The organism is Photobacterium carnosum (genome assembly GCF_021236965.1).
Lineage (GTDB): Bacteria > Pseudomonadota > Gammaproteobacteria > Enterobacterales > Vibrionaceae > Photobacterium > Photobacterium carnosum.
On record NZ_WMDN01000007.1, the window covers coordinates 127,518 to 150,937 of the forward strand.

The 23,420-nt window shown below is 40.3% G+C and carries 19 protein-coding genes; 12 read left to right on the plus strand and 7 right to left on the minus strand.

The features are described 5' to 3' along the window. The first annotated feature begins 109 nt into the window (after positions 1 to 109). On the plus strand, positions 110 to 511 hold the full coding sequence (locus tag GLP24_RS09090; protein WP_101768235.1) for a DNA polymerase III subunit psi: 402 nt from the start codon (positions 110 to 112) through the stop codon (positions 509 to 511). Next, positions 501 to 956 (plus strand): ribosomal protein S18-alanine N-acetyltransferase, encoded by a 456-nt coding sequence (gene rimI / locus GLP24_RS09095; protein WP_101768234.1) that lies wholly within the window; start codon positions 501 to 503, stop codon positions 954 to 956. Before GLP24_RS09090 ends, rimI begins: the two co-directional genes overlap by 11 nt. A 108-nt stretch (positions 957 to 1,064) precedes the next feature. Here the strand turns inward: rimI and prfC are convergent, their stop codons facing one another. Then, a complete protein-coding gene (prfC, locus tag GLP24_RS09100) occupies positions 1,065 to 2,660 on the minus strand; it encodes a peptide chain release factor 3 (protein WP_373322834.1) in 1,596 nt (531 codons plus the stop codon). Positions 2,661 to 2,822: 162 nt separating this feature from the next. Here prfC and GLP24_RS09105 point away from each other — a divergent pair, with 162 nt between their 5' ends. The 6 genes from GLP24_RS09105 (at position 2,823) to deoD (ending at position 10,203) form a co-directional block, all read left to right on the plus strand. After that, positions 2,823 to 3,626: a TatD family hydrolase gene (locus tag GLP24_RS09105; RefSeq protein WP_232615893.1), complete on the plus strand. Its 804-nt coding sequence runs from the start codon at positions 2,823 to 2,825 to the stop codon at positions 3,624 to 3,626. A gap of 218 nt (positions 3,627 to 3,844) precedes the next feature. Next, the gene (locus GLP24_RS09110) at positions 3,845 to 5,137 is read left to right on the plus strand and encodes a NupC/NupG family nucleoside CNT transporter (protein WP_101768232.1); all 1,293 of its coding nucleotides are present in this window, start codon (positions 3,845 to 3,847) and stop codon (positions 5,135 to 5,137) included. Positions 5,138 to 5,731: 594 nt separating this feature from the next. Next, on the plus strand, positions 5,732 to 6,508 hold the full coding sequence (gene deoC, locus GLP24_RS09115; protein ID WP_232575987.1) for a deoxyribose-phosphate aldolase: 777 nt from the start codon (positions 5,732 to 5,734) through the stop codon (positions 6,506 to 6,508). Positions 6,509 to 6,716: 208 nt separating this feature from the next. Then, positions 6,717 to 8,048: a thymidine phosphorylase gene (gene deoA, locus GLP24_RS09120; RefSeq protein ID WP_101768230.1), complete on the plus strand. Its 1,332-nt coding sequence runs from the start codon at positions 6,717 to 6,719 to the stop codon at positions 8,046 to 8,048. A 10-nt stretch (positions 8,049 to 8,058) separates the two neighbouring features. Then, complete coding sequence (gene deoB / locus GLP24_RS09125; protein WP_101768229.1) at positions 8,059 to 9,279, plus strand: phosphopentomutase; 1,221 nt, start codon at positions 8,059 to 8,061, stop codon at positions 9,277 to 9,279. A 204-nt stretch (positions 9,280 to 9,483) separates the two neighbouring features. Beyond that, the gene (gene deoD, locus GLP24_RS09130) at positions 9,484 to 10,203 is read left to right on the plus strand and encodes a purine-nucleoside phosphorylase (protein WP_045039527.1); all 720 of its coding nucleotides are present in this window, start codon (positions 9,484 to 9,486) and stop codon (positions 10,201 to 10,203) included. A 99-nt stretch (positions 10,204 to 10,302) separates the two neighbouring features. Here the strand turns inward: deoD and GLP24_RS09135 are convergent, their stop codons facing one another. After that, complete coding sequence (locus GLP24_RS09135; protein ID WP_152653738.1) at positions 10,303 to 10,917, minus strand: YtjB family periplasmic protein; 615 nt, start codon at positions 10,915 to 10,917, stop codon at positions 10,303 to 10,305. A 265-nt stretch (positions 10,918 to 11,182) separates the two neighbouring features. Here GLP24_RS09135 and serB point away from each other — a divergent pair, with 265 nt between their 5' ends. Continuing rightward, positions 11,183 to 12,148: a phosphoserine phosphatase gene (gene serB, locus GLP24_RS09140; RefSeq protein ID WP_232615894.1), complete on the plus strand. Its 966-nt coding sequence runs from the start codon at positions 11,183 to 11,185 to the stop codon at positions 12,146 to 12,148. Between the two features lie 79 nt (positions 12,149 to 12,227). Here the strand turns inward: serB and GLP24_RS09145 are convergent, their stop codons facing one another. Beyond that, on the minus strand, positions 12,228 to 14,576 hold the full coding sequence (locus tag GLP24_RS09145) for a PilZ domain-containing protein (RefSeq protein WP_232615895.1): 2,349 nt from the start codon (positions 14,574 to 14,576) through the stop codon (positions 12,228 to 12,230). 150 nt (positions 14,577 to 14,726) lie between these two features. On the opposite strand from GLP24_RS09145, the gene radA reads away from it, so the two are divergent. Then, positions 14,727 to 16,118, plus strand: a complete 1,392-nt coding sequence (radA, locus tag GLP24_RS09150) for a DNA repair protein RadA (protein WP_232615896.1) — start codon at positions 14,727 to 14,729, stop codon at positions 16,116 to 16,118. A 115-nt stretch (positions 16,119 to 16,233) separates the two neighbouring features. Here radA and GLP24_RS09155 read toward each other — a convergent pair whose 3' ends face one another. Both GLP24_RS09155 and ettA read right to left on the minus strand, forming a co-directional pair. Further along, entirely contained in the window at positions 16,234 to 17,217 is a 984-nt protein-coding gene (locus tag GLP24_RS09155) for a M23 family metallopeptidase (RefSeq protein WP_232615897.1), read from the minus strand. 269 nt (positions 17,218 to 17,486) lie between these two features. Beyond that, positions 17,487 to 19,154: an energy-dependent translational throttle protein EttA gene (gene ettA / locus GLP24_RS09160; RefSeq protein ID WP_101768223.1), complete on the minus strand. Its 1,668-nt coding sequence runs from the start codon at positions 19,152 to 19,154 to the stop codon at positions 17,487 to 17,489. 289 nt (positions 19,155 to 19,443) lie between these two features. Between ettA and sltY the strand changes: the two genes are divergently transcribed. Both sltY and trpR read left to right on the plus strand, forming a co-directional pair. After that, the gene (gene sltY, locus GLP24_RS09165; protein WP_232612905.1) at positions 19,444 to 21,381 is read left to right on the plus strand and encodes a murein transglycosylase; all 1,938 of its coding nucleotides are present in this window, start codon (positions 19,444 to 19,446) and stop codon (positions 21,379 to 21,381) included. 237 nt (positions 21,382 to 21,618) lie between these two features. Then, on the plus strand, positions 21,619 to 21,936 hold the full coding sequence (gene trpR / locus GLP24_RS09170; RefSeq protein WP_101768221.1) for a trp operon repressor: 318 nt from the start codon (positions 21,619 to 21,621) through the stop codon (positions 21,934 to 21,936). Positions 21,937 to 21,991: 55 nt separating this feature from the next. On the opposite strand, the gene yjjX is transcribed toward trpR, so the two are convergent. Together yjjX and GLP24_RS09180 are read right to left on the minus strand one after the other, a co-directional pair. Next, the gene (yjjX, locus tag GLP24_RS09175; protein WP_101768324.1) at positions 21,992 to 22,507 is read right to left on the minus strand and encodes an inosine/xanthosine triphosphatase; all 516 of its coding nucleotides are present in this window, start codon (positions 22,505 to 22,507) and stop codon (positions 21,992 to 21,994) included. A gap of 132 nt (positions 22,508 to 22,639) precedes the next feature. After that, complete coding sequence (locus tag GLP24_RS09180) at positions 22,640 to 23,278, minus strand: helix-turn-helix domain-containing protein (protein ID WP_101768220.1); 639 nt, start codon at positions 23,276 to 23,278, stop codon at positions 22,640 to 22,642. Between the last annotated feature and the right edge of the window lie 142 nt (positions 23,279 to 23,420).

Here is a 23,420-nt window from a genome sequence, read left to right on the forward strand (position 1 = left end):
GGCATTGTTGTTTTTAAGCAGTTAGAGACAGAAGACAATAGTTTATGAGTACAAAGCAGTGTGGATTTGCTAGGATCAGCCTCCATTTATATTCCATAGCAGGTAGGGTATGAAGCAACGCGATATTCAGGTGTTACAGGAAATGGGGATCACCTATTGGCAAGTGCGAAAGCCAGAGCTTTTTCCTAACCAAGTATTACCTGTCATTAATCTGCCCGCTGAGTGTAAGCTGCTTTTTGTTACAGCTGAGGAATTAAATGAGCATGATGCTTGGTTATTTGGGCGGATTTTGTCAAGTATGAAATTGACGCCACAACAAGCGTTATCCTTGCCGTTATCGGCACTTGATCAAATCGCAGAACATCATTTAATGTGGTGTTGGTTTGCCGGTTGCCAAGGGGCACACCCTACTGGTTGTCAGGTTCTGAATTCGGCCTCATTAAAACTTATGCATAATGATCCTTCATCTAAGAAAGCATTATGGCAACAGATTTGTAGTTATGACTCATAAAATTATTCCATTAGAAGCGCACCATACCGATGATGTTTGGCGTATAGAACAAGCCGCGAATACCTTTCCGTGGGCAGAATCAATGATCCGTAAAGAGCCAAATCGTATTGCTGCTAACTATGTATTAGTGGTAAATGAGCAGGTTGTGGGTTATTGCTTTGGGCAATTAGTCGCAGGTGAAGGTACTTTGCTTAATATTGCGATTGATCCTACTCAGCAACGTAAGGGCTACGGTAAGTTATTACTCAATGGTTTTATTGATGCGTTAGATGCGAAACAAGCAGAAGAAATTTGGCTTGAAGTACGTGAAAGTAATCTTGGTGCTTATAAATTGTATGAAGCGACTGGGTTTAATGAAACCAATCGACGTGTCGGTTATTACCCAGCAGTTAATGGCCGTGAAGATGCATTAATCATGGCTTATATGTTTATGCCTTTTGGTTAATACTGTTGGTTACTAAATTAATATTAATAAAAAAGCCGCACATCATATGATGGCGGCTTTTTTGTATTTAACTTGTTTTAGAACGAGACATCATAACCAGAACGTTGATTAGTGTTCACGTGTCGCGCGGAAATCACCTTCAGGGAAACGCTCTTTAGCAAGGTTTAGGTTAACCATTGTTGGTGCGATGTAAGACAAGTTATTACCGCCGTCTAAGGCTAAGTGTGCTTGGTTCTTACGCTTGAATTCTTCAAGTTTCTTCGCATCATTACATTCAACCCAACGTGCAGTTGCCACGTTAACGCCTTCATAAATTGCTTCAACGTTGTATTCTGCTCGAAGGCGAGCCACAACTACATCAAACTGAAGTACACCAACTGCACCAACGATCAGATCGTTGTTTTGTAGTGGACGGAATACCTGTACCGCACCTTCTTCTGAAAGTTGCACTAAGCCTTTTAGTAATTGTTTTTGCTTAAGTGGATCTTTTAGACGAATACGACGGAAGAGTTCAGGGGCAAAGTTCGGAATGCCCGCAAACTTGATGTCTTCACCTTGAGTAAAGGTATCACCAATCTGAATTGTACCGTGGTTATGCAAACCAATAATGTCACCCGCATAAGCCACTTCAGTACGTGAACGGTCACCCGCCATAAAGGTAACGGCATCAGAAATACTGACGCTCTTGCCTGTACGAACATGGTTCATCTTCATGCCTTGGTCGTAAGTACCAGATACAATACGCATAAAGGCAATACGGTCACGGTGTTTAGGATCCATGTTAGCTTGGATTTTAAACACGAAGCCTGAGAATTTCTCTTCAGTTGCTTCTACTTCACGGGTATTGGCTTGGCGAGGTAATGGCTCTGGAGCCCATTCTGTTAAGCCGTCAAGCATATGGTCAACACCAAAGTTACCTAGTGCAGTACCAAAGAATACTGGTGTTAGTTCGCCCGCTAAAAAGAGTTCACGATCAAACTCATTAGATGCGCCGATCACTAACTCTAGTTCTTCACGCAAGATCGCCGCAAGATCGCTACCAATTGCAATATCAAGCTCAGGGTTATCTAAGCCTTTAATGATACGTTGTTCTTGAATGGTGTGACCTTGACCTGTGCTGTAAAGAATTGTTTCATTGCGGTGAATATGGAAAACACCTTTAAATTCTTTACCACAACCGATAGGCCATGAAATTGGCGCACATGCCATACCTAGTTCAACTTCAACTTCATCAAGTAATTCCATTGGATCACGTGTTTCACGGTCCAATTTATTCATGAAGGTAATAATAGGTGTGTCACGTAGACGGGTAACTTCCATTAACTTACGAGTACGATCTTCAACACCTTTTGCGGCATCGATAACCATTAGACAAGAGTCAACGGCGGTTAATGTACGGTAAGTATCTTCTGAGAAGTCTTCGTGTCCTGGAGTATCCAGTAAGTTAACCAAACAAGAATGGTAAGGAAACTGCATAACTGATGTGGTTACTGAGATACCACGTTCTTTTTCCATCTCCATCCAGTCAGATTTTGCATGCTGGTTAGAACCACGACCTTTTACTGTACCAGCTTTTTGGATCGCGTTTCCGAACAACAATACTTTTTCAGTAATGGTGGTTTTACCCGCATCGGGGTGGGAGATAATAGCGAAAGTACGACGTTTAGATACTTCGCTCTGAAACTGTGTTTGCGACATTAGCATGTTCTTTTTGAATGAAGTGCATTGTTTGCTATTGTCGCTGATTTTACCCTTAGACTCAATCTAGCCGCAGCGAGAATTACTCACAAAGGTAAATAATGCCGTATTTGAATGCTAATTTTCGTAATATTAGTAATAATATCTGCCTTAATAGAGACTCATAGTATGTCTATAGTAACCAGTGATTCAGTAATAATAGATAGCCACTGTCATTTCGACTTTGCTCCTTTCTCAAATAATCCCGCACAAGCATGGATACAAGCGCAGCAAGCAGGCGTGAAAGCGATTATTATTCCAACCGTTGGTGGCAGTAATTGGCAACCTGTTATCGAATTATGTCGGCAATTTTCAGGTTTATATTATGGGTTAGGTATTCATCCTTTTTTTAGCCGCCAACATTCTATTGATGTTGTGGATGAATTAACACGTCAGCTTACTAAAGCTAATAATGATGATCGGTGTGTAGCGGTAGGAGAGTGTGGGTTAGATTTTGCCGTAGTTGATGTTAATCGAGACCAACAGTTGCAATGGCTACAAGCGCAACTTCAATTAGCTAATAAGTATGATTTGCCCGTGATCCTACATTGCCGTAAAGCCTTTCCTGAATTACTAAAATTACTGCGTCAGCATCCGCCTAAAATGGGAGGTGTTTATCATGGATTTAGTGGTAGTTACCAACAGGCAACGCAGCTTATTGATCTTGGTATCAAAATTGGAATTGGTGGCACAATTACTTATAGCCGCGCTCAAAAAACACGCGCTACTATAGCGAAATTGCCGTTATCAACGTTGTTATTAGAAACTGATGCACCTGATATGCCGTTATTTGGGTATCAAGGTCAGCCAAATCGCCCCGAGCGTTTAGTCGATATCGTTACCGTATTAGCTGATATTCGAGGGGACACTTATGCACAAATAGCACAAGCAACAACCTTAACATGTACTGAATTATTTCAAATAAATGTGTGATTTTGCTGCCAAAGCCAAACGATTGCGTTAACAGTGTGACTTGTAACGTAAGTGTTATGTGATGCGAGTCACAATAGTTGATTATGGTACATCAAATTTCCTCATAAACTGTGATCTTTGCATTACATCATCCGTAACTCCATGAGTATAATGCGCGGGCTCTATAAAAGAGCCTAACTGTCAATACGCCAAAACTTAACTATAGGATTCCATAAATCATGAGCCTGCTAATGAGCCTAGTTGGGATGGTGGTACTGCTATTACTTGCCGTACTTCTATCTGATAACCGTAAAGCGATCAACTTACGTACTGTTGGTGGTGCATTTGCTATCCAATTTCTTTTGGGTGCCTTTGTTCTTTATGTGCCTGTAGGCCGTGATGTGCTGTATGGCATGTCTCAAGCAGTAGCTAACGTTATTGGTTATGGTAATGACGGTATTAACTTCTTGTTTGGTGGTTTAACATCAAACAAAATGTTTGAATTATTTGGTGGCGGTGGCTTTGTATTCGCATTACGCGTATTGCCAGTTATCGTTTTCTTCTCTGCACTTATCAGCGTGTTGTACTACATCGGTGTAATGCAGGTTGTTATCAATGTTCTGGGTGGCGGTTTACGTAAAGTACTGGGTACTTCTCACGCAGAATCAATGTCTGCAACAGCTAATATTTTTGTAGGTCAAACAGAAGCGCCTTTGGTTATTCGTCCGTTTGTTCCTAAGATGACTCAGTCTGAGCTGTTTGCAGTAATGTGTGGTGGTTTGGCGTCAGTAGCGGGTGGTGTACTTGCAGGTTACGCACAAATGGGTGTGCCTCTAGAGTACTTGATTGCCGCTTCATTTATGGCAGCTCCTGGTGGTCTATTATTTGCTAAAATCATTAAACCTGAAACCGAGCAGCCAATTGAGCAAATCGCAGGTAACGATGAAGATGAAAATGAAGAAAAACCAGCGAACATTATTGATGCAGCAGCAGCGGGTGCATCATCTGGTATGCAACTAGCACTAAACGTTGGTGCAATGCTACTAGCGTTTATCGGTTTGATTGCATTAGTGAATGGTATGCTTGGTGGTATCGGCGGTTGGTTCGGTATGCCTGAGTTAACACTAGAATTGATTCTAGGTTATGTATTCGCTCCACTTGCATTCCTTATTGGTGTGCCATGGGGTGAAGCACAAGTTGCTGGTTCATTTATCGGTCAGAAGGTTGTTGTTAACGAATTTGTTGCTTACCTAAACTTTGCCCCTTACCTAAAAGATGTCGCTGATGGTGGCATGTTAGTAGCACAAACTGGCGTAGAAATGACAGATAAGACTAAAGCTATCATCTCATTCGCATTGTGTGGTTTCGCTAACCTATCTTCAGTAGCAATTCTACTGGGTGGCTTAGGTGGTCTAGCACCAACGCGTCGTGCTGAAATTGCTCGCTTTGGTATGAAGGCTGTTGCGGCAGGTACATTATCTAACCTAATGTCAGCAACCATTGCAGGTTTGTTTATTACCTTAGCATCATAGTTATACGTAAATAGTTACCTCAGAGAAGAAACGCCATGGCTCATGCTGTGGCGTTTTTTTTGTTTAGAGAAAAGCGATTCCATTTAAGTTTTGCTTAATGTAATAAAATCGATTGCGTTCCCCTTTCTGAATTTTCACTCTGTTATTATTCTCTTATAGAAACAGTCGCGGGGTTGTTATTGATCTCCTTATTGATGTTATTTGCATCATAAATAAAAATCATGCAAAAAAGCGCTTTTTTTATGTCTCAGTTGCATGAGTTGCGAAAACACTTTTGATTTCAGTAAACATATTATCCACCACAGGAAACACGAGTTTGATGGTCGAGTTGTGGTTGAGTTGGTATTATAAGGTGGTAAAACCTAAATAGATTAGGGTGACTTAATCTTATACGGGGTAGCCTACGCGGTACTAAGGATAGTAATCAGAATCGATTTATTTGTGTTTCTGGGTCTTCAAGGAATAAAGTCCGACTATAGATGACAGCGATAGTGAATGTCGTTGCACCGCAGTGAATCACTGCTGAATTCATATTGAGTATTCAGGTAGCAATATTAACACTACCGCGATCAAACATTACGACTGGAGAGAGTCATGAGCGATTTAAAAGCTGCAGCACTACGTGCATTAAAATTAATGGATCTTACAACATTAAATGACGACGACACTGATGAAAAAGTGATCGCGCTATGTAAGAACGCAAAAACAGCGGTTGGTAACACTGCTGCAGTATGTATCTACCCTCGTTTTATTCCAGTCGCTAAGAAGCAACTACGTGAGCAAGGTACACCTGATGTACGTGTTGCAACAGTAACTAACTTCCCGCACGGTAACGATGATATTGAGATCGCAGTTGCTGAAACAAAAGCGGCTGTTGCTTACGGTGCAGATGAAGTCGATGTAGTATTTCCATACCGCGCGCTAATGGCTGGCAATGCAGAAGTAGGCTTTGAGCTTGTGAAGCAATGTAAAGCAGCGTGTGGTGATAATGCGCTTCTTAAAGTAATCATCGAAACCGGTGAGCTAAAAACGAAAGCGCTTATTAAGCAAGCGTCTGAAATTTGTATTAATGCAGGTGCTAACTTTATTAAAACATCTACAGGTAAAGTGCCAGTCAATGCAACACCTGAATATGCTGAAATCATGTTGAATGTGATTAAAGATATGGGTGTAGCAAAAACAGTTGGCTTTAAGCCTGCTGGTGGCGTACGTACTGCTGAAGATGCTCAACAATATTTAGCCATGGCAAACACTATTCTGGGTGAAGAGTGGGCTGATAGCCGTCATTACCGTTTTGGTGCATCAAGCCTACTTGCTAATTTACTTCACACGTTAGGTGAAGGCGAGCAAGCGGCAAAAGGCGGTTACTAAGCTTTAGCTAAATAAGGTGGTGTCATGCCACCTTAATTTTCATTTATTATTCTTAACGCTAATTATTTTATATTAGCTGCAATTATCTATTTTATTTAATGCTATTCCCAATGATGTTTTGGCATCACTGAGTGGATTCGTGTACGTAAATTTTATAAATAAATAGTTAATTTTCCCGATTGAAATACATATCAATAAGAGGATCGTCATGTATTTACCTCAAGAAATTATTCGTAAAAAACGCGACAACATTGCTCTAACAGCTGATGAAATTAATTTCTTCATTCAAGGTGTTGCTAAAAATACGGTATCTGAAGGCCAAATTGCTGCATTTGCAATGGCGGTTTATTTTAATGATATGACCATGGATGAGCGCGTGGCATTAACATGCGCTATGCGTGATTCAGGCATGGTGATTGATTGGGGCCATATGAATTTTGATGGCCCAATTGTTGATAAGCACTCAACCGGTGGTGTGGGTGATGTGACCTCTTTAATGCTGGGCGCTATGGTAGCGGCATGTGGTGGCTATGTACCAATGATCTCTGGTCGTGGTCTTGGTCATACAGGTGGCACGTTAGATAAACTGGAATCAATCCCAGGTTACAACATTACGCCAAGCAATGAAGTGTTCGGAAAAGTAACCAAAGAAGCAGGTGTGGCTATTATTGGTCAAACCGGTGATTTAGCCCCTGCGGATAAACGTGTTTACGCGACCCGTGATGTAACGGCTACAGTGGATAATATTTCATTAATCACCGCGTCTATTTTGTCGAAGAAATTAGCGGCAGGCCTTGATTACTTAGTCATGGATGTAAAAGTAGGTTCAGGCGCATTTATGCCAACTTACGCAGCATCAGAAGAATTAGCTAAATCAATTGTGGCGGTTGCTAACGGTGCGGGCACATGTACATCCGCATTGTTGACTGACATGAATCAAGTGTTAGCATCAACAGCGGGTAACGCGCTTGAAGTTCGCGAAGCGGTACAGTTTTTAACGGGTGAATACCGTAACCCGCGTTTATATGCAGTAACGATGGCATTATGTGCTGAAATGTTAGTTATCAGTAAATTAGCATCTGATTTACCACAAGCACGTGCGAAACTTCAAACTGTGTTAGATAATGGTCAAGCAGCTGAACGTTTTGGCAAAATGGTTGCAGGTCTTGGTGGTCCAACTGATTTTATCGATAATTATGATAACTATCTTGATAAAGCAGAAATCATTAAACCTGTCTTTGCTGAAACAACTGGTTTTGCAACTGCGATGGATACCCGTGGTTTAGGTATGGCTGTTGTCGGTATGGGTGGTGGTCGTCGTGTCGCTAGTGATAGTATCGATTATGCAGTTGGTTTATCAAATATGATTCGTCTTGGTGATGAAGTGTATGCTGATACCCCACTAGCGATGGTACACGCCCGTACTGAAGCACAATGGCAAGAAGCGGCTAAAGCGGTTCGTGCCAATATCAGTATTGCTGATACGCAGTCAGAGCCAACCCCTGAAGTATACCGTCGTATTGGCGAACAAGACGTATAACGGAGCAAACATGAAACGTTCAATTATTTTAGTTTTAGATTCTTTTGGTATCGGCGCGACGGAAGATGCGGTTGATTTTGGTGATGTAGGTGCAAATACCCTAGGTCACATTGCTCAAGCGTGTGCGCGTGGTGAAGCTGATAACGGTGATCGTAGTGGTGCTCTTTATTTGCCAAACCTGACTAAGTTAGGTTTAGCCAAAGCGTGTGAAGAGTCATGTGGTCATTTCCCTGAAGGTATGGATGCTGATGTTGAAATCGTTGGTGCTTACGGCCATGCGCAAGAAATATCATCAGGAAAAGATACCCCTTCAGGTCACTGGGAAATTGCAGGTGTGCCAGTATTGTTTGATTGGGGCTACTTCAGTGATAAAACCAATAGTTTCCCTAAAGAACTAACTGATCGCATCCTTGAGCGTGCAGGCTTAGACGGTTATTTAGGTAACTGCCATGCATCGGGTACACAAATACTGGATGATTTGGGCGAAGAGCACATGCGAACTGGTAAACCAATTTTCTATACATCGGCTGACTCTGTATTCCAAATTGCATGTCACGAAGAGACTTACGGTCTTGATAAGCTGATGGAACTTTGTCATATCGTCCGTGAAGAGCTAGAAGATTATAATATTGGTCGTGTTATTGCGCGTCCATTTATTGGTGCTGGCAAAGGTCAATTTGAGCGTACGGGTAACCGTCGTGATTTATCTCTTGAGCCACCTGCAATTACTATTTTGCAAAAGCTAGTTGAAGAGAAGCAAGGCGAAGTTATTTCTATCGGTAAGATTTCTGATATTTATGCGGGTTGTGGTATTTCTCGTAAAGTAAAAGCAACCGGTATTCCTGCTTTATTTGATGCAACATTAGCGCAAATTGATGTTGCGGGTGATAACAGCATCGTATTCACTAACTTTGTTGATTTTGACTCAGCTTATGGCCACCGTCGTAATGTTGCTGGTTATGCCGCAGCATTAGAATATTTTGACCGTCGTTTACCTGAAATTTTAGCATTGCTAAAAGAAGACGATGTATTAATTATTACTGCTGACCATGGTTGTGATCCAACATGGCCTGGTACTGATCACACACGTGAGCACATTCCAGTGATCGTAACTGGACCAAAAATTCAGGCGGGCTCATTAGGTCGTCGTGAAACATTTGCTGATATTGGTCAAAGCTTAGCGACACATTTTGGTACTTCTGATATGGATTACGGTAAGTCATTTCTATAAAACGTAATAGACTGGCATTATCTTAATCATCAAGGTGAGGAATTATTGGATTAATTGCCTTGATTAGTATAAAAATGGATATATTTGTACGATAACGATCGTCATCAGATCGATATTAAACGGTTATTAGTAATCAGTTGTGCGTGAATGTAAAAAGACGTTATCGCCACTGATTGCTGATTCAATTAACAAAAGGATATAACGATGGCTACTCCACATATTAATGCTGAAATGGGTGATTTTGCAGACGTAGTACTGATGCCTGGTGATCCACTACGTGCTAAGTTCATTGCTGAAACATTTCTAGAGAATGTGACAGAAGTATGTAACGTACGTGGCATGCTTGGTTTCACTGGTACTTACAAAGGTCGTAAGATCTCTGTTATGGGCCACGGTATGGGTATCCCTTCTTGTTCTATCTATGCGACAGAGTTAATTAAAGACTTTGGCGTGAAGAAACTTATCCGTGTTGGTAGTTGTGGTGCGGTACGTGATGACGTTAAATTGCGTGATGTTGTTATTGGCATGGGTGCATCAACAGATTCTAAAGTAAACCGTATCCGTTTTGGTGGCCACGATTTCGCAGCAATTGCTGATTTCGGTATGGTACAAAATGCAGTAGATGCAGCAAAAGCAAAAGGTATCCCTGTTAAAGTAGGTAATATCTTTTCAGCTGATTTGTTCTACAATCCTAATTTCGATTTCTTCAAAACAATGGATAAATACGGCATTGTTGGTGTTGAAATGGAAGCGGCTGGTATTTACGGCGTAGCGGCAGAGTTTGGTGCTAAAGCACTGACTATCTGTACTGTTTCTGACCATATTCTACGTGGTGAAGCAACAACATCTGAAGAGCGTCAATTAACGTTCAACGAGATGATTGAAATTGCACTAGAATCAGTATTACTTGGCGATGCTGAGTAATCGAATGCTTGATTGATACTGTATATCAGTTGTCATAAGTATTAAAAAAAGCGGTAACAGTTAAGGCTGTTGCCGCTTTTTTATGTGCGAAAGATAAGATTATGGGTGCTGATTATGCAGAAAAGGAAAACTGCCTTGATAACGTTGACGACTAAAGACGATGGTCAGTAAAATTCCAATAATTAGTGCTGCAATAATAAGTCCGCGAATAATCGCAGTCATGGTCGACATGTGATCAATGGCATTAACCAGTAATTTATCGTGCTCTAGAGTGATGCGCATAAAGCCAATAATATGACCATTCATCAATACGGGTTCGGCAATTTGCTGACGACCAATACTTGCAAGTGCTAATGGTGTCGAAAGTCCCGTCAGTTGCTCTAATGGCAATGCTGTTTTGGTTTTTGCGAGTGCCACCCCTTCAATATTATAGATACTTGCATCTAATATAAGAGGTTCTGCTGCTAAATTATTGACTAATAATTGCAGTTGGCGCTGATTTTTATTTTCAATATCATCCGCAGCATTGTTAGCCGCTTGACGAATAATAATTTGTGATAAGGCTTGAGTCTGCTCACTGAGCATTTGGTAGTTTTGTTGGCTCAGTATCGAGCCATATTGCAGTATGCCAATAGATGTTAATAGGCATACAAACAATATCATGGCTTTTTGTAGCCGCTGACGTTGCCATCGCTTAGTGTTCCATTGGATCATTCATATCACTCGATTATGTTGATTACAGTTATTCTACACTAAAAAAATAATGGATGATTATTTCCCCTTAGAGTGAAGTGTTAAAGTTTATTAACAAATAATGGGCGTTAATAAATAGTCAATAAAATCAATCTTAAGTTGATGATTTTATGTCAATAATTGGTTTTTATTCGGTTATTTATGTAACACTAAACTTACAATTGACCTTGCTCTTCAAGAGTACAATCGTTAGGTTTATAGTAATTAAATTGTTAAGGATGACACAATGGACGTTGTGAACGTACTCAAAATCAACAAACACCCGACCTTATATAAACGCTTTCCAGAAATATTATCCGTCACCAATACCAGTAAACGCCAAGCCAATTGGTTGGTCTATGGTAAACACATTACTACCGATAATATTGATGCAATTAATGGTGTGGCTTTGAGTGCTATTGAGATTGTAGCGGCATGGAAAGTAGGATCATATGATGCGATTTTGATTGCCAGTGAACTGACATTAGAGCACCAACAGAGAGTATTGGATCAGCAGTTAGATTTTGCTTACGTGAGCGATATTCCTGATTTATCAATGCCTGGGATTGTGGTGTTAGATATGGACTCAACTGCGATTGAGATTGAATGTATTGATGAAATCGCCACATTAGCGGGTGTGGGTGAAGAGGTTGCCGCGGTGACTGAACGGGCGATGTTAGGCGAGTTAGATTTTGAACAAAGCTTACGTCAACGTGTAGCAACGTTAGCGGGGGCCGATGCCGCTATTTTAACTCAAGTACGCGATACGTTGCCGTTAATGCCCGAGTTACCACAACTTATTGCCACCTTGTATCATTATGGCTGGCAAGTCGCTATCGCTTCTGGTGGCTTTACCTATTTTTCAGAGCACCTTAAGCAGAAATTTAATTTAGTCTCTGCAACCTCAAATACCCTTGAGATTATTGACGGTAAGTTAACGGGGAAAGTAATCGGCGATGTTATTGATGCAAAATCAAAAGCCGATATTTTACTGGCGCTTGCTGAAGAGTTTGATATTGAACCCCATAATACCGTCGCCGTCGGTGATGGAGCCAATGATTTAGTGATGATGGACGTCGCTGGATTAGGTATTGCTTATCATGCGAAACCTAACGTTGAGCAGCAGGCGGATGTGGCAATTCGACATGCCGATTTAGGCGCGATTATTTGTATTCTATCAGCGTCGTTAGCCGAACAGCGATTAGCATGGTAGCGGTTAGCGTAGTGAGACAATGAGTACGTTAATTACCCTCAAACATTCCGCAGCTCAGAGGGGGCGGAATGTGGTTGATTTAATGTATTTCAAGTCTAATCAATACTTCATCGGTAATATCAAAAATTTCACCACAGCCCATTAACGACGTAAATTCTATTTCTAACGCCCGTGCTCGATGCAGCGATAAGCGTGCTAATTTACTGAGTTTTTGACTTATCAGTATTGTCAGCGGGTTTAATAATGGTAGCGCCGTAATACGTAATGCGAATAATTCACCCTGCTGACGTGCTTGCTGTATATAAACTCGTTGAGTGGCAAGATCCTCAAAATCTCCCCGCAGTTTAGTCTCAATCTTATGTATTTGATTATCGTGATACTCAACCGCTAAATATAATTCATGAATAAAAGGCGATTGTGGTTTATCTCGTGGACGCATGGGATTGGCCAACATTTCCTTTACTCGCTGTTTAAAAATAATATCGAGATCCAAGCGGTCATTATCACTTAGCTGATGCAACATGTTGGCAAGTGGTGATAATGGAAAATTGGAACCGACAGCTTTTATCTTTATTTTATGATCTACTTTTTCTGCAAAATACGGCAAGCTGTGAAGGCGGGTTAATAACATTTGATGCATAGTTAATAGCATCGCTGGTGACGGTTGAGGTTCTTTACAGAGTGCTAATTTTTCAAGGTTAAATTCAATTAAGGTCCGTAGGAATTGCCCGCCTAATAAACCGTCTTCATTTTCAATGGTTATGAGTTGAATGTTTTTACCATTTGGACTGGTTCGAATAATCTGGTATGGCATTTTTTTTAAAATATCATTTTTCGTACTTCGGGCTAATTGAGTAAATTCAATCAGTACTATATCGCCTTGCTTACATCGTAGTGGTTGATCTAAATGAATGTTGAGCCCACGACTTGAAAAATCAATCAAATAACCACTGATCCTATATTGATTTTGTTGTAATACAATGCTGGTTTTATAATTAAATCGAGATTCACTACGCAGTGGTTTAGGATCAAAATGAATAGCTTCCGCTTGGCTGATTGGGTTTCGAGGGTGGCGAAATTGATTAAGCTCTTGGGCGGATAAAGTCGATGGCATGCCACAGAGATAGTCTGGTTGTACTTCAGCATGAGTTAAATCTTGTAAAGTACCGATGTGTGATAAGTCCTGACAATAAGGCATCATCTCTGGAGTCAGTTGTGCCAATGTTTGGGTGTCATTTTGCGTTAAAGGGTAAATCGTTAAGCGCATAACTCGCCAGCTGTCGCGTTTAGCCCCTATCTGCCAAAATAATAGCCGTTGTTGACGTGTCATTTCAGGCAGCGCTGCCGAGTAAAAATAACGTTGGCCTTGATGTTCATGGAAGAAACTATAAATTAGGGTACTGGTATGCGAGATACCACTTAGCTCAAGATTCTTAATTCGGGTTGCAGACAACAGATGATTGATCACTGGCTGATTGCGCTCATCATGCCAATATTGCCATTGATGCTGATTATGATCGGTTAATAAGCTGTATTTTAGATTTTCTCCAGCAAAAAATAATGGCATCGTTATTGTGTGCTTTAGATAACAGTGCTCATAACCTTGAGTACGTAACTGAATGATTTTATCATCATGATTTTTAAGACTTAACGATTGATGTTGATCATGTTTAATGATTGCTTGTAAGGCCGTGTTATCAGTTAATGCCAGTAAACGTAACCATTTGATACTGTCATTTTCTTGAATATCATCAATAGCTAAAATACGGTAATAGTGGCTTTGATTGAGTCGAGCATCTTGGTATTGTTGTGCCAGTTGTGGAAACGAAGCCGTAATGGTTTGACCTAATTGATAGTCAAACGCCGTGGGCACTTTACATCTTGCTCCTGAAAGAGAAAGATCAACCGTTGTGGCTAAGATTTGCTGCTCATTGGCTAATGTTAATGCTATTTGCGTCGCAATACTGAGTCGTTTTTCTTCGCGATTAAGATAATATCCAAATCGAATCAACTGTGCCTGAAATAAGCTATATTGGGTATCTGTTGGCGTCGTGTTGCTTGGTGATATTTTTTGTTGTTGATGAAGAATACGAAAATTATTATGGGTATTGATTAATTCTTCATATAAACCATAGCAATATTGATCCGCAAATATCGCCTTACGGTGATGATAAATATTGATCGCGACATCATCAAGCCAATGATTAAGGCCCTTAAACGTATATTGTCGGCATTGGCCTTTAACGCGCCCTCGCAGATCAATAATCTTATTACAAGGGGTCATTAAGCGATTGATTTCCATTTTTATTTGTAGCCGTATTGGGCCACTTTCGTGTTGAGTTAGTAACTGGAACACGGCCTCAAAATCAGGCTGGTTATAAATTGGCAATAATTGCTCAATCAGTGGTTTATAATCGTCGAGATGCATGGTTTGGATCTATTGATAAATGGCTAGTTGTATCATCGACCAATAGCGTGAAAAATTTAGTATTAACTGACATATATTTGTCGTTATTTGATAGTTTATTGACACTAATATGATTCGCGATTGTAAATAATAAATGATGTAGGATTTAGAATGGCAAAAGCAGCAAAACGAGCATATGTATGTAGTGATTGCGGAATGGATTTTGCGCGTTGGCAAGGTCAATGTTCTGGGTGTAAATCATGGAATACGATCACTGAATTTACAATTCATAATACCAAAACTGGGGTCGCTACTTCGGCTCGTTCAAGTATGTCTGGCTACGCTGGTATTGCGGGTGGTGGCTCTAAAAAACTGCATGAAATTGAAGCCGTTGATGCTCAGAAAATGTTAACCGGCATTGGTGAGCTTGATCGGGTGTTGTGTGGCGGATTAACCACTGGCTCAGTCAATATTATTTCGGGTGATCCCGGTGCAGGTAAAACAACATTATTGTCTGATTTAGTGGCGCGAATGTCACAATTAATGCCATCGTTATACTGTACAGCGGAAGAATCGTTATCGCAGTTTAAAAACCGTGTTAATCGACTTAAATTAGACTGCAATGAAGATAATTTGTATTTAATGGCTGAAACCAGTGTTGAAGCTATTATTGCAGAATTAGACGCGAAACAGATCAAATTTGCGGTTATTGACTCCATTCAAGCGGTATCGACCGAATTAGCTAATGGTAGTCCGGGCTCACCGTCACAAGTAAAAACAGCTGCTCAATCATTAACGCAATATTGTAAACAACATAACGTCACCATGTTTTTGATTGCTCACGTTAATAAAAACAATGAAATTGCGGGTCCACAAACATTGGTTCACATTGTCGACGCGTTACTGCATATCGATACCAATGATGGTCAAATTCGAACACTACGCGCCAATAAAAACCGTTTTGGTGATGTCGATACGGTCGGTATTTTCCGTATGACCGAGCGTGGGATGCTCAGTGTTGATAACCCAAGTGAAATTTTCTTATCAGGATCAACCACTGAATCATCAGGGTCTGCCATTACTTGTATTCGTAAGGGTAACCGGAATATTTTACTTGAGATCCAATGTTTAACGACTGAAACAGAAGGGGAATTTCCTCAACGGGTTTGTGTCGGATTAAATATGAATCGAATTAAAATGTTGACGGGTATTTTACGTAAGCACGCGAAGACCAAAATCTTCCATGATACTTTTTTCAATATTGTCGGCGGTTTAAAAATTGATGAATCAGAAACCTGTATCGATTTAGCATTGGTAACCGCCTTATTAAGTAGCTTAAATGAATTTGTGGTGCCGCGTACAACCTGCATTATGGGAGAGCTAAGCCTTAACGGTGATGTGCGCCCGATAGACAGCGGTGTGCCTCGGGTAAAAGAAGCGGCGCAACATGGCTTTACGGAAATCTTTATTCCTTATCGTAACTACCATAAATCAATGGAAGGGTTGGGTGCAAAAATTGTGGCGGTTAAAACTATCCACGAGTTAATTGAGCTGATTAACTAATACCAATGCGCTAATTAATCCTATTAACAGCAGTAGCTTCAAATAAAAAGGCCAACCACATTATCGTGGTCGGCCTTTTTTGTTATTCGTTACAGGTAATTAAGGTTGGTCTTGTTTACAGCTCGTCGTGGTTTGGTGACGGTTGAGTATGACTGACTGTTGTCATACCCGTGTTGTGATTTTCATCGCCGGTTAACTGCACCTGCATCGCAACCATACTATTGATGGTGTTTAACAATGATGCCCATTGGACATTTTTTTCTTGTTTAAATAGCGCATCAAAATTTTCAATGTTCCATTTCACAAAGGGTCGCGGATTTAGCGGTTTGCCTAAAAAACGAATTTCATAATGTAAGTGAGGTCCTGTTGATAATCCTGAATTGCCAGTTAAACCAATAAGTTGACCTTTTTTAACAAACTCGCCTTGGTTAACTTTAAATTTACTCATGTGTGAGTAAGTCGAAATAAAGCCCATGGTATGATTAAGGGTTAATTGATTTCCATAGCCATAGTTACTGCTACGGGCGCGTTCAATAACCGCATCGGCAGGCGCATAAATCGGAGTGCCAATTTTAGCAGCAAAATCAAGGCCATTATGGCGTTTACGTTTTTTGGTTATCGGATGAATACGAGATCCAAAGCTTGATGTTAATTGGACATTAGGGGTTGGAGCACCATTGGGGATTAATTGAAATAATGTTGCTCTAACGGCTGAATTAATCGCTGCCGTATCAACCCGTTGGGTTATGGTTTGGTTATCGGCTGGTGGCTCAATACCCAATACAGTTTCCATATCATCAATCCGTTGATTCAGTGCAATTAATGATTTTTTCTTAGCGGCTAATGCTTGGTTGAGATCTTGATTCATTGCCGTTTCTTCTAACAGTGAGGCACTTAATGCTAATGCCTGCGCACTGAATTTTTGGGCTTTGATCTGCGAAATTTTAGCATTCTGATAAAGGTGAAACATTGAATAGCTGCTGTAGCTAAATAGGCCACACACTGCAATGATGATAACTGTACGATAATGCTGTAGTAATAAGTGTGATGATTTAGTAATGAATGATGGCTTTGACGCTGGTGGTTTTAAATGAGGCATAATTTATAGCTATTATTGATAAGTAAGAGAGAGTCGACAATTAACAACGAATTTAAGCTGCCATTGTTGGGTGTAAGAAGTGCCAACGAGCGATAAATAATAAGCGACTCAGTCTATGTCTTCATTTTCATTATTGCTAGTTATCACATCACAAAAATGAGGTTATATTGTATCTATTAATGAATGCTTAATTAAAACGATTGATTTAAAAGAAGATTTATTTTAATGAAAAGAGCTGTTTAAACAGCTCTTTTATAGGATGACACTAATTATTTGGTGATACGTTTGTACTTGATACGGTGAGGATCGGCAGCATTAGCCCCTAAGGTTTTCTTCAGCCAATCAGTGTATTCAGTAAAGTTACCTTCAAAGAAGCTCACTTTACCTTCATCACGATAATCAAGAATATGGGTCGCAACACGGTCGAGGAACCAACGGTCGTGTGAGATAACCATCGCACAACCAGGGAACTCAAGTAACGCTTCCTCGAGTGCACGTAAGGTTTCAACATCAAGGTCGTTGGTGGGTTCATCGAGCAGTAATACGTTACCGCCCGCTTTTAGCAGTTTCGCTAAGTGAACACGGTTACGTTCACCACCTGATAAGTCACCGATGCGTTTTTGATGATCACTGCCTTTAAAGTTAAAGCGTGATACATACGCACGAGCTGGGATCTCAAAGTTATTGATCTTAAGAATATCAGCGCCTTCAGAGATTTCTTGGTAAACCGTATTGTTGTCATTCATGCTATCGCGGAACTGATCAACCGACGCCAGTTTCACGGAATCACCCAGTTCAATAGTGCCAGAATCTGGTTGTTCATCGCCACTTAACATCTTAAATAGCGTTGATTTACCCGCGCCATTGGCACCGATAATACCGACGATTGCACCTTTAGGCATACTGAATGATAAGTCATCAATAAGTATGCGATCGCCAAACGATTTAGTGAGGTTTCTAACTTCAATCACTTTATCGCCTAAACGTTCACCGGGCGGAATGAAGAGTTCATTGGTTTCATTACGCTTTTGGTGTTCGGTCGTATTAAGCTCTTCAAAACGTGCCATACGTGCTTTTGATTTAGCCTGACGACCTTTAGGATTTTGACGTACCCATTCAAGTTCTTTCTCAATGGTTTTTTGCAAAGCACGTTCTTGAGTGGATTCTTGTTTTAGACGGGCATCTTTTTGCTCAAGCCATGAGGTGTAGTTACCTTGCCATGGAATACCTTCACCACGGTCAAGTTCTAAAATCCAGCCAGCAGCATTATCTAGGAAGTAACGGTCGTGGGTAATCGCTACCACAGTACCACTGTAATCGACCAAGAAGTGCTCTAGCCATGCCACTGATTCGGCGTCTAAGTGGTTGGTAGGTTCATCAAGTAACAGCATGTCGGGTTTATCAAGCAATAAACGACAAATAGCGACACGACGACGCTCACCACCAGAGAGGTTTTTAACCACCGCATCCCAATCAGGTAGGCGTAATGCATCGGCAGCACGCTCAAGTTGCATGCCTAAGTTGTGGCCATCTTTGGTTTCAATTAATGATTCCAAATCGCCTTGTTCTTTTGCAAGTGCATCAAAATCAGCATCAGGTTCAGCATAGGCTGAATATACTTGATCGAGACGAATTAAAGCCTCTTTAACGTCAGAAACCGATTCTTCAACAATTTCACGTACTGTTTTGGTTTCATCTAATACCGGTTCTTGAGGTAGGTAACCGACTTTAAGGCCAGCTTGAGGACGTGCTTCACCTTCAATATCAGTATCAATGCCTGCCATGATGCGCAGTAAGGTTGATTTACCTGAACCGTTAAGACCAAGGACACCAATTTTGGCACCAGGGAAAAAACTCAGTGAAATATCTTTTAAGATTTGACGCTTAGGTGGGACGATTTTGCCCACTCGCGACATGGTATAGACGTAATCAGCCATATCCGTGTGTGATCTCTACTCTAAAATGAAGTTTATATAGTACCTATAATCTTTAAAAGTTCATCCGAATTGTTATTTATTCCTCGGTTGAGTAATGTATTTTAGCGATAGAAAGGGATTGTTTATTGTTATCGTTGCTATCACAATCAGACTTTATAGTAATTACTACCGATGAATGTGTGTTAGTGCTTATGAAGTAACACTATTTTGCGTTAATGTGGCTTTTTTTTGCTATCTTTGAACAAGGATTGTACATGTTTGTTAGTGTTTTTTTGATATGGAGTTAATCGTGGCACGTCTATTTAGTTCTTCTCGCATTTTTTCATTGGCTTTGTTGACGGTTGGGTTAACCAGTACTGTGACTGTTCATGCCGCTTCTTTAGCGCAACAACGTACATGGTATGAACAAGCCCAAACTGCTTTTTCAGCCAATGATATGGCACTCTTTCATCAAGAGAAAACCAAGTTAGGAGGGTATCCACTTTATCCTTATTTGGAGTATCGTGAATTTAATGCCCAGTTGGCGACTCAAAAATCGAGCCAAGTGCAGGTGTTTATTGATAAATATAAAATGTTACCGTTTAGTCAGTCGATTAAAACACGCTATTTAAACCAATTAGTAAGGACTGGGCGGTGGCATGATTTTTTAATGATCCAACCTGCGGTCCCTCGTAATACTGATCTTCAATGTGCATTTTATTACGCCAAAGAGAAAATGGGCCATGCTCAATTAGCGTGGCAAGGTGCGAGTAAATTGTGGCAAACAGGCAGTTCGTTACCCGCTAGTTGCGATAATTTATTAGACAGTTGGAGTGCAGCGGGTAAACGCACTAATGCGATGGTGCTAGATCGCATGGTATTAGCCTATGCCAAGGGTAATAAAAGTTTATTAAGCTACCTTGATAAGTTATTAACGGGCGATGCGCAAGTTAGTGGTGAGGCTGTGTTAGCGTTATATAACCAACCTCAAAATGTGGGTGAGTTCGCTAAAAAAAGTAAAGTCACACCGTTTAATCAAGCGTTGACTCAAAATGCCTTTTTATTATTAGCACGTACCGATACTCAACAAGCGGTTGCTGAGTATGACCAAGTGGTACGCGGACAGCATTTTGATAAAGCCACCAAGCAAACATTGGCTGATGCGGTCGCTTCGCGTCTTATGTCAACGACAGATGCGAGCTTAGCGCAATGGCGTGACAGCAAATTAGCACAGAGTGACAATGCCAGCCTGTTAGAGCGTCGTGTGCGTAATGCTATTCGTGAGGCGGATTGGAAACAAACGCAAATATGGGTTAATCGTTTACCTAAAGAAGCGCAACAGACGTCACGTTGGACATTTTGGAAAGCGAAATTATTAGCGCAAAACGGTAATAAAAAACAAGCGAATAAAATCTATACTTCATTATTAGGTGAACGTGACTTTTACAGTGCAGCCGCGGCAACAATATTACATAAGCCGATTGTCTATCCATTAACGAAAGCACCGACGTCGACCGCATTATTAAAGCCTTATAAAAAGAGTTTAGTGCGTATTAAAGAGTTGATAGCACTTGATAAAGTGACTGCTGCTAACCGTGAATGGGGTTATTTGTTATCTAAAATCACCAATGTACAAACGAAGCGTCAATTAGCGGTATATGCAGAGAAACATCAATGGCATTACCTTGCTGTTCAGGCTACGATTTCGGGTAAATTATGGGATCATATGACGTTGCGCTTTCCATTGGCACACAAATGGTTATTTGATTTCTTTGGTAAGCAACGAAATATTCCAACGTCGACCATGATGGCATTAGCGCGTCAAGAAAGTGCGTTAAATATTCATGCACGATCTCATGTTGGTGCGAGTGGATTAATGCAACTTATGCCAGCAACCGCGGCAGAAACAGCGAAAAAACTTGATTATAAATACAAGGGTAAACAAAGTTTATTTAATCCGAGTGTGAATATTCGTTTAGGCAGTGCGTATTTAGAAATGATGTTAAAGCGAAATGATGATAATCGTATTTATGCTTTTGCTTCTTATAATGCCGGCCCTGGTCGCGTATCACAATGGAAAAAAGTAACCGACGGTAAACTTGATGTTTATGCCTTTATTGAACAAATACCATTTAATGAAACTCGCGGTTATGTCCAAAATGTGCTGATGTTTGATATTTATTATAATGAATTAATGGGACGTAAAGGGGTGTTATTTAGCCCCTCAGAACTAAAAGCTCGCTATTAATCATTACTTGAGTGTTGTAAATTAACCGCTATTGTTATGTTAAAAATAACAGTAGCGGTTATTTATTAATAAGAGAATATTTCCATATGAGTGTTAGCGTTCTAATCGTAAATATCATACTGATTGATATAAAGATTATTTAGCCAGCAACGGCTAGGATAATAACCCTTACTTGGTCTGATGTAGAAATCGCGGTACACTGCATCGCGTATATAATGCCTTACGGGATAAACGAAAATGGTTGTAGACTCACCAAAATATACTGACTGGCAACAGATTTTAGATTTACTTCAGCAAGCTTCTATGGAGCAACGAGATCAGTTACTGTTTAAAGTATTATTAACTCATGATGAAAGAGAAGCCTTAATCGCACGAGTGAACATAGTACACGAACTACTAAATGGTGAACGTAGTCAGCGTAAAATTAGTGAGTTACTCGGTGTTGGGGTAGCAACAATTACACGCGGTTCAAATGAACTTAAACATCAAGACGACGCAACAAAAGCATGGTTAGCTGATTTTCTAGCTAAAAACACCCCTTCTGTCGCAGAATAATGCTAATTAGTCGTTATTAAAATATCGCGCGTTAGTCATACACACTGAATTGGCTTTAGTATAATTCAGGATGTAAAAAAGGGATTAACGCGAGAATTAATGCTTGTTGATAAACACTACTACGACTTAATAAATGGTGGGTTAACATTGCAATAGCACCACCTTTTTGTTTAATATTTTGTTGAGCAAACATTTCATCCATCACATCTCCCAACTCCATTCCTTGTGCTATTTTTGCTAAAGCTAGTGGCGGCAAAGGTAGCGAAGCAGAACGTGCTGTCGATTTTTTACCTTGGTGTTCAATCACCATCCATGCAAAAGTGAAATTATCATCTAATCCCGCTTCTAGCCCGACAATGTAATCTGCATCAGGGTAACGTTCACGGCAAGAAATAACGCGATTATTCGCCCCTAGTAATGTTTCTTCACACGTTAATGGTTGATCACGCACGCCACTGTCAGTGCTTACACCTGTTGTGGTAAATATTTGTTGAGGAAAAGCAGCATTAAATGCATCGATTACTGCGGTAATTTTTGCAGGATTGGTTGAGGCGACAATAATAGTAGGCATAATGATAAATTCAGTTAAATAACGTATTAAATAGTTTAAAAATAACCGCTTTATGTTCGAAATAAAAGTAATAAAAAAGCCCACCTAAAAAGATGAGCCTTCCTTAATCCCTAATTGAGCAGCTTGTCGTGATTAACGATCGTAAGCCCAGTCTGATTGGATAATATAACCGTGAATTTGAAACTCACCATTATTGACAAATAGATTTGGAAAATCAGGTTGTGAAGTCGAGAATACAACGCCATCAGCAAGTTGAGTCATGTGATAAAAATCAGGCTCACTACCACGTAAAGAAGCAAATACGGGTTGCTTTGGACGGTAAGCGGCTTCTTTAGTTGCTAATGCGTAGCTACCCACTGGTGCGCAATGCGAGATGTTTTCATTATCAATGAATAGACCTATACATGCATCACGCTCTAAATGCTGGGGGATCGCACGCTTACTGATCACCTCAACCGAATCACCTAAATTGTAAGCTGAAAAATCTTTACGATGGATCACCGGAATATATGTGCAGGTTGCAGAGCTATCGTGTTCAGTACTGATAGTTGTCGTTGCTTGTGTTCCTGTGTCAATTTGACCCGTTAAAATATAGCCAATTGATGTATTTAATGTTTCAGCAATTTTTTCTAATTCACGTACTTCAATACCGTATTTACCCGAGAGTTTACGGCTCATTGTACCTTGCTGAAGGTTTAGCGCTTCACCAAGTTGTTTTTGACTGATGCCTTGAACTTTAGCTAAACGCTTAATTCTTTCTAAATATTCCATGTAACTAGCTTCCTGCTTCAAATAGGGGGGTGAATACAATATGAATTCTCAATAGTTATAAAAGATATTACTCAAAAGTGTAGAAAAGGAATCATTGTTACTTAAAAAGTGCGATTGATTTGGTTAAAGGAATATACCCCAG

Coding starts and splice junctions, on each gene's coding strand:
- deoA (WP_101768230.1), top strand. CDS start 6,717: ATGTATTTACCTCAAGAAATTATTCGTAAAAAACGCGACAACATTGCT.
- deoB (WP_101768229.1), top strand. CDS start 8,059: ATGAAACGTTCAATTATTTTAGTTTTAGATTCTTTTGGTATCGGCGCG.
- ettA (WP_101768223.1), bottom strand. CDS start 19,154: ATGGCTGATTACGTCTATACCATGTCGCGAGTGGGCAAAATCGTCCCA.
- prfC (WP_373322834.1), bottom strand. CDS start 2,660: ATGCTAATGTCGCAAACACAGTTTCAGAGCGAAGTATCTAAACGTCGT.
- GLP24_RS09180 (WP_101768220.1), bottom strand. CDS start 23,278: ATGGAATATTTAGAAAGAATTAAGCGTTTAGCTAAAGTTCAAGGCATC.
- GLP24_RS09155 (WP_232615897.1), bottom strand. CDS start 17,217: ATGCCTCATTTAAAACCACCAGCGTCAAAGCCATCATTCATTACTAAA.
- yjjX (WP_101768324.1), bottom strand. CDS start 22,507: ATGCCTACTATTATTGTCGCCTCAACCAATCCTGCAAAAATTACCGCA.
- rimI (WP_101768234.1), top strand. CDS start 501: ATGACTCATAAAATTATTCCATTAGAAGCGCACCATACCGATGATGTT.
- serB (WP_232615894.1), top strand. CDS start 11,183: ATGGACGTTGTGAACGTACTCAAAATCAACAAACACCCGACCTTATAT.
- deoC (WP_232575987.1), top strand. CDS start 5,732: ATGAGCGATTTAAAAGCTGCAGCACTACGTGCATTAAAATTAATGGAT.
- GLP24_RS09110 (WP_101768232.1), top strand. CDS start 3,845: ATGAGCCTGCTAATGAGCCTAGTTGGGATGGTGGTACTGCTATTACTT.
- trpR (WP_101768221.1), top strand. CDS start 21,619: ATGGTTGTAGACTCACCAAAATATACTGACTGGCAACAGATTTTAGAT.
- GLP24_RS09145 (WP_232615895.1), bottom strand. CDS start 14,576: ATGCATCTCGACGATTATAAACCACTGATTGAGCAATTATTGCCAATT.
- radA (WP_232615896.1), top strand. CDS start 14,727: ATGGCAAAAGCAGCAAAACGAGCATATGTATGTAGTGATTGCGGAATG.
- GLP24_RS09135 (WP_152653738.1), bottom strand. CDS start 10,917: ATGATCCAATGGAACACTAAGCGATGGCAACGTCAGCGGCTACAAAAA.
- GLP24_RS09090 (WP_101768235.1), top strand. CDS start 110: ATGAAGCAACGCGATATTCAGGTGTTACAGGAAATGGGGATCACCTAT.
- deoD (WP_045039527.1), top strand. CDS start 9,484: ATGGCTACTCCACATATTAATGCTGAAATGGGTGATTTTGCAGACGTA.
- GLP24_RS09105 (WP_232615893.1), top strand. CDS start 2,823: ATGTCTATAGTAACCAGTGATTCAGTAATAATAGATAGCCACTGTCAT.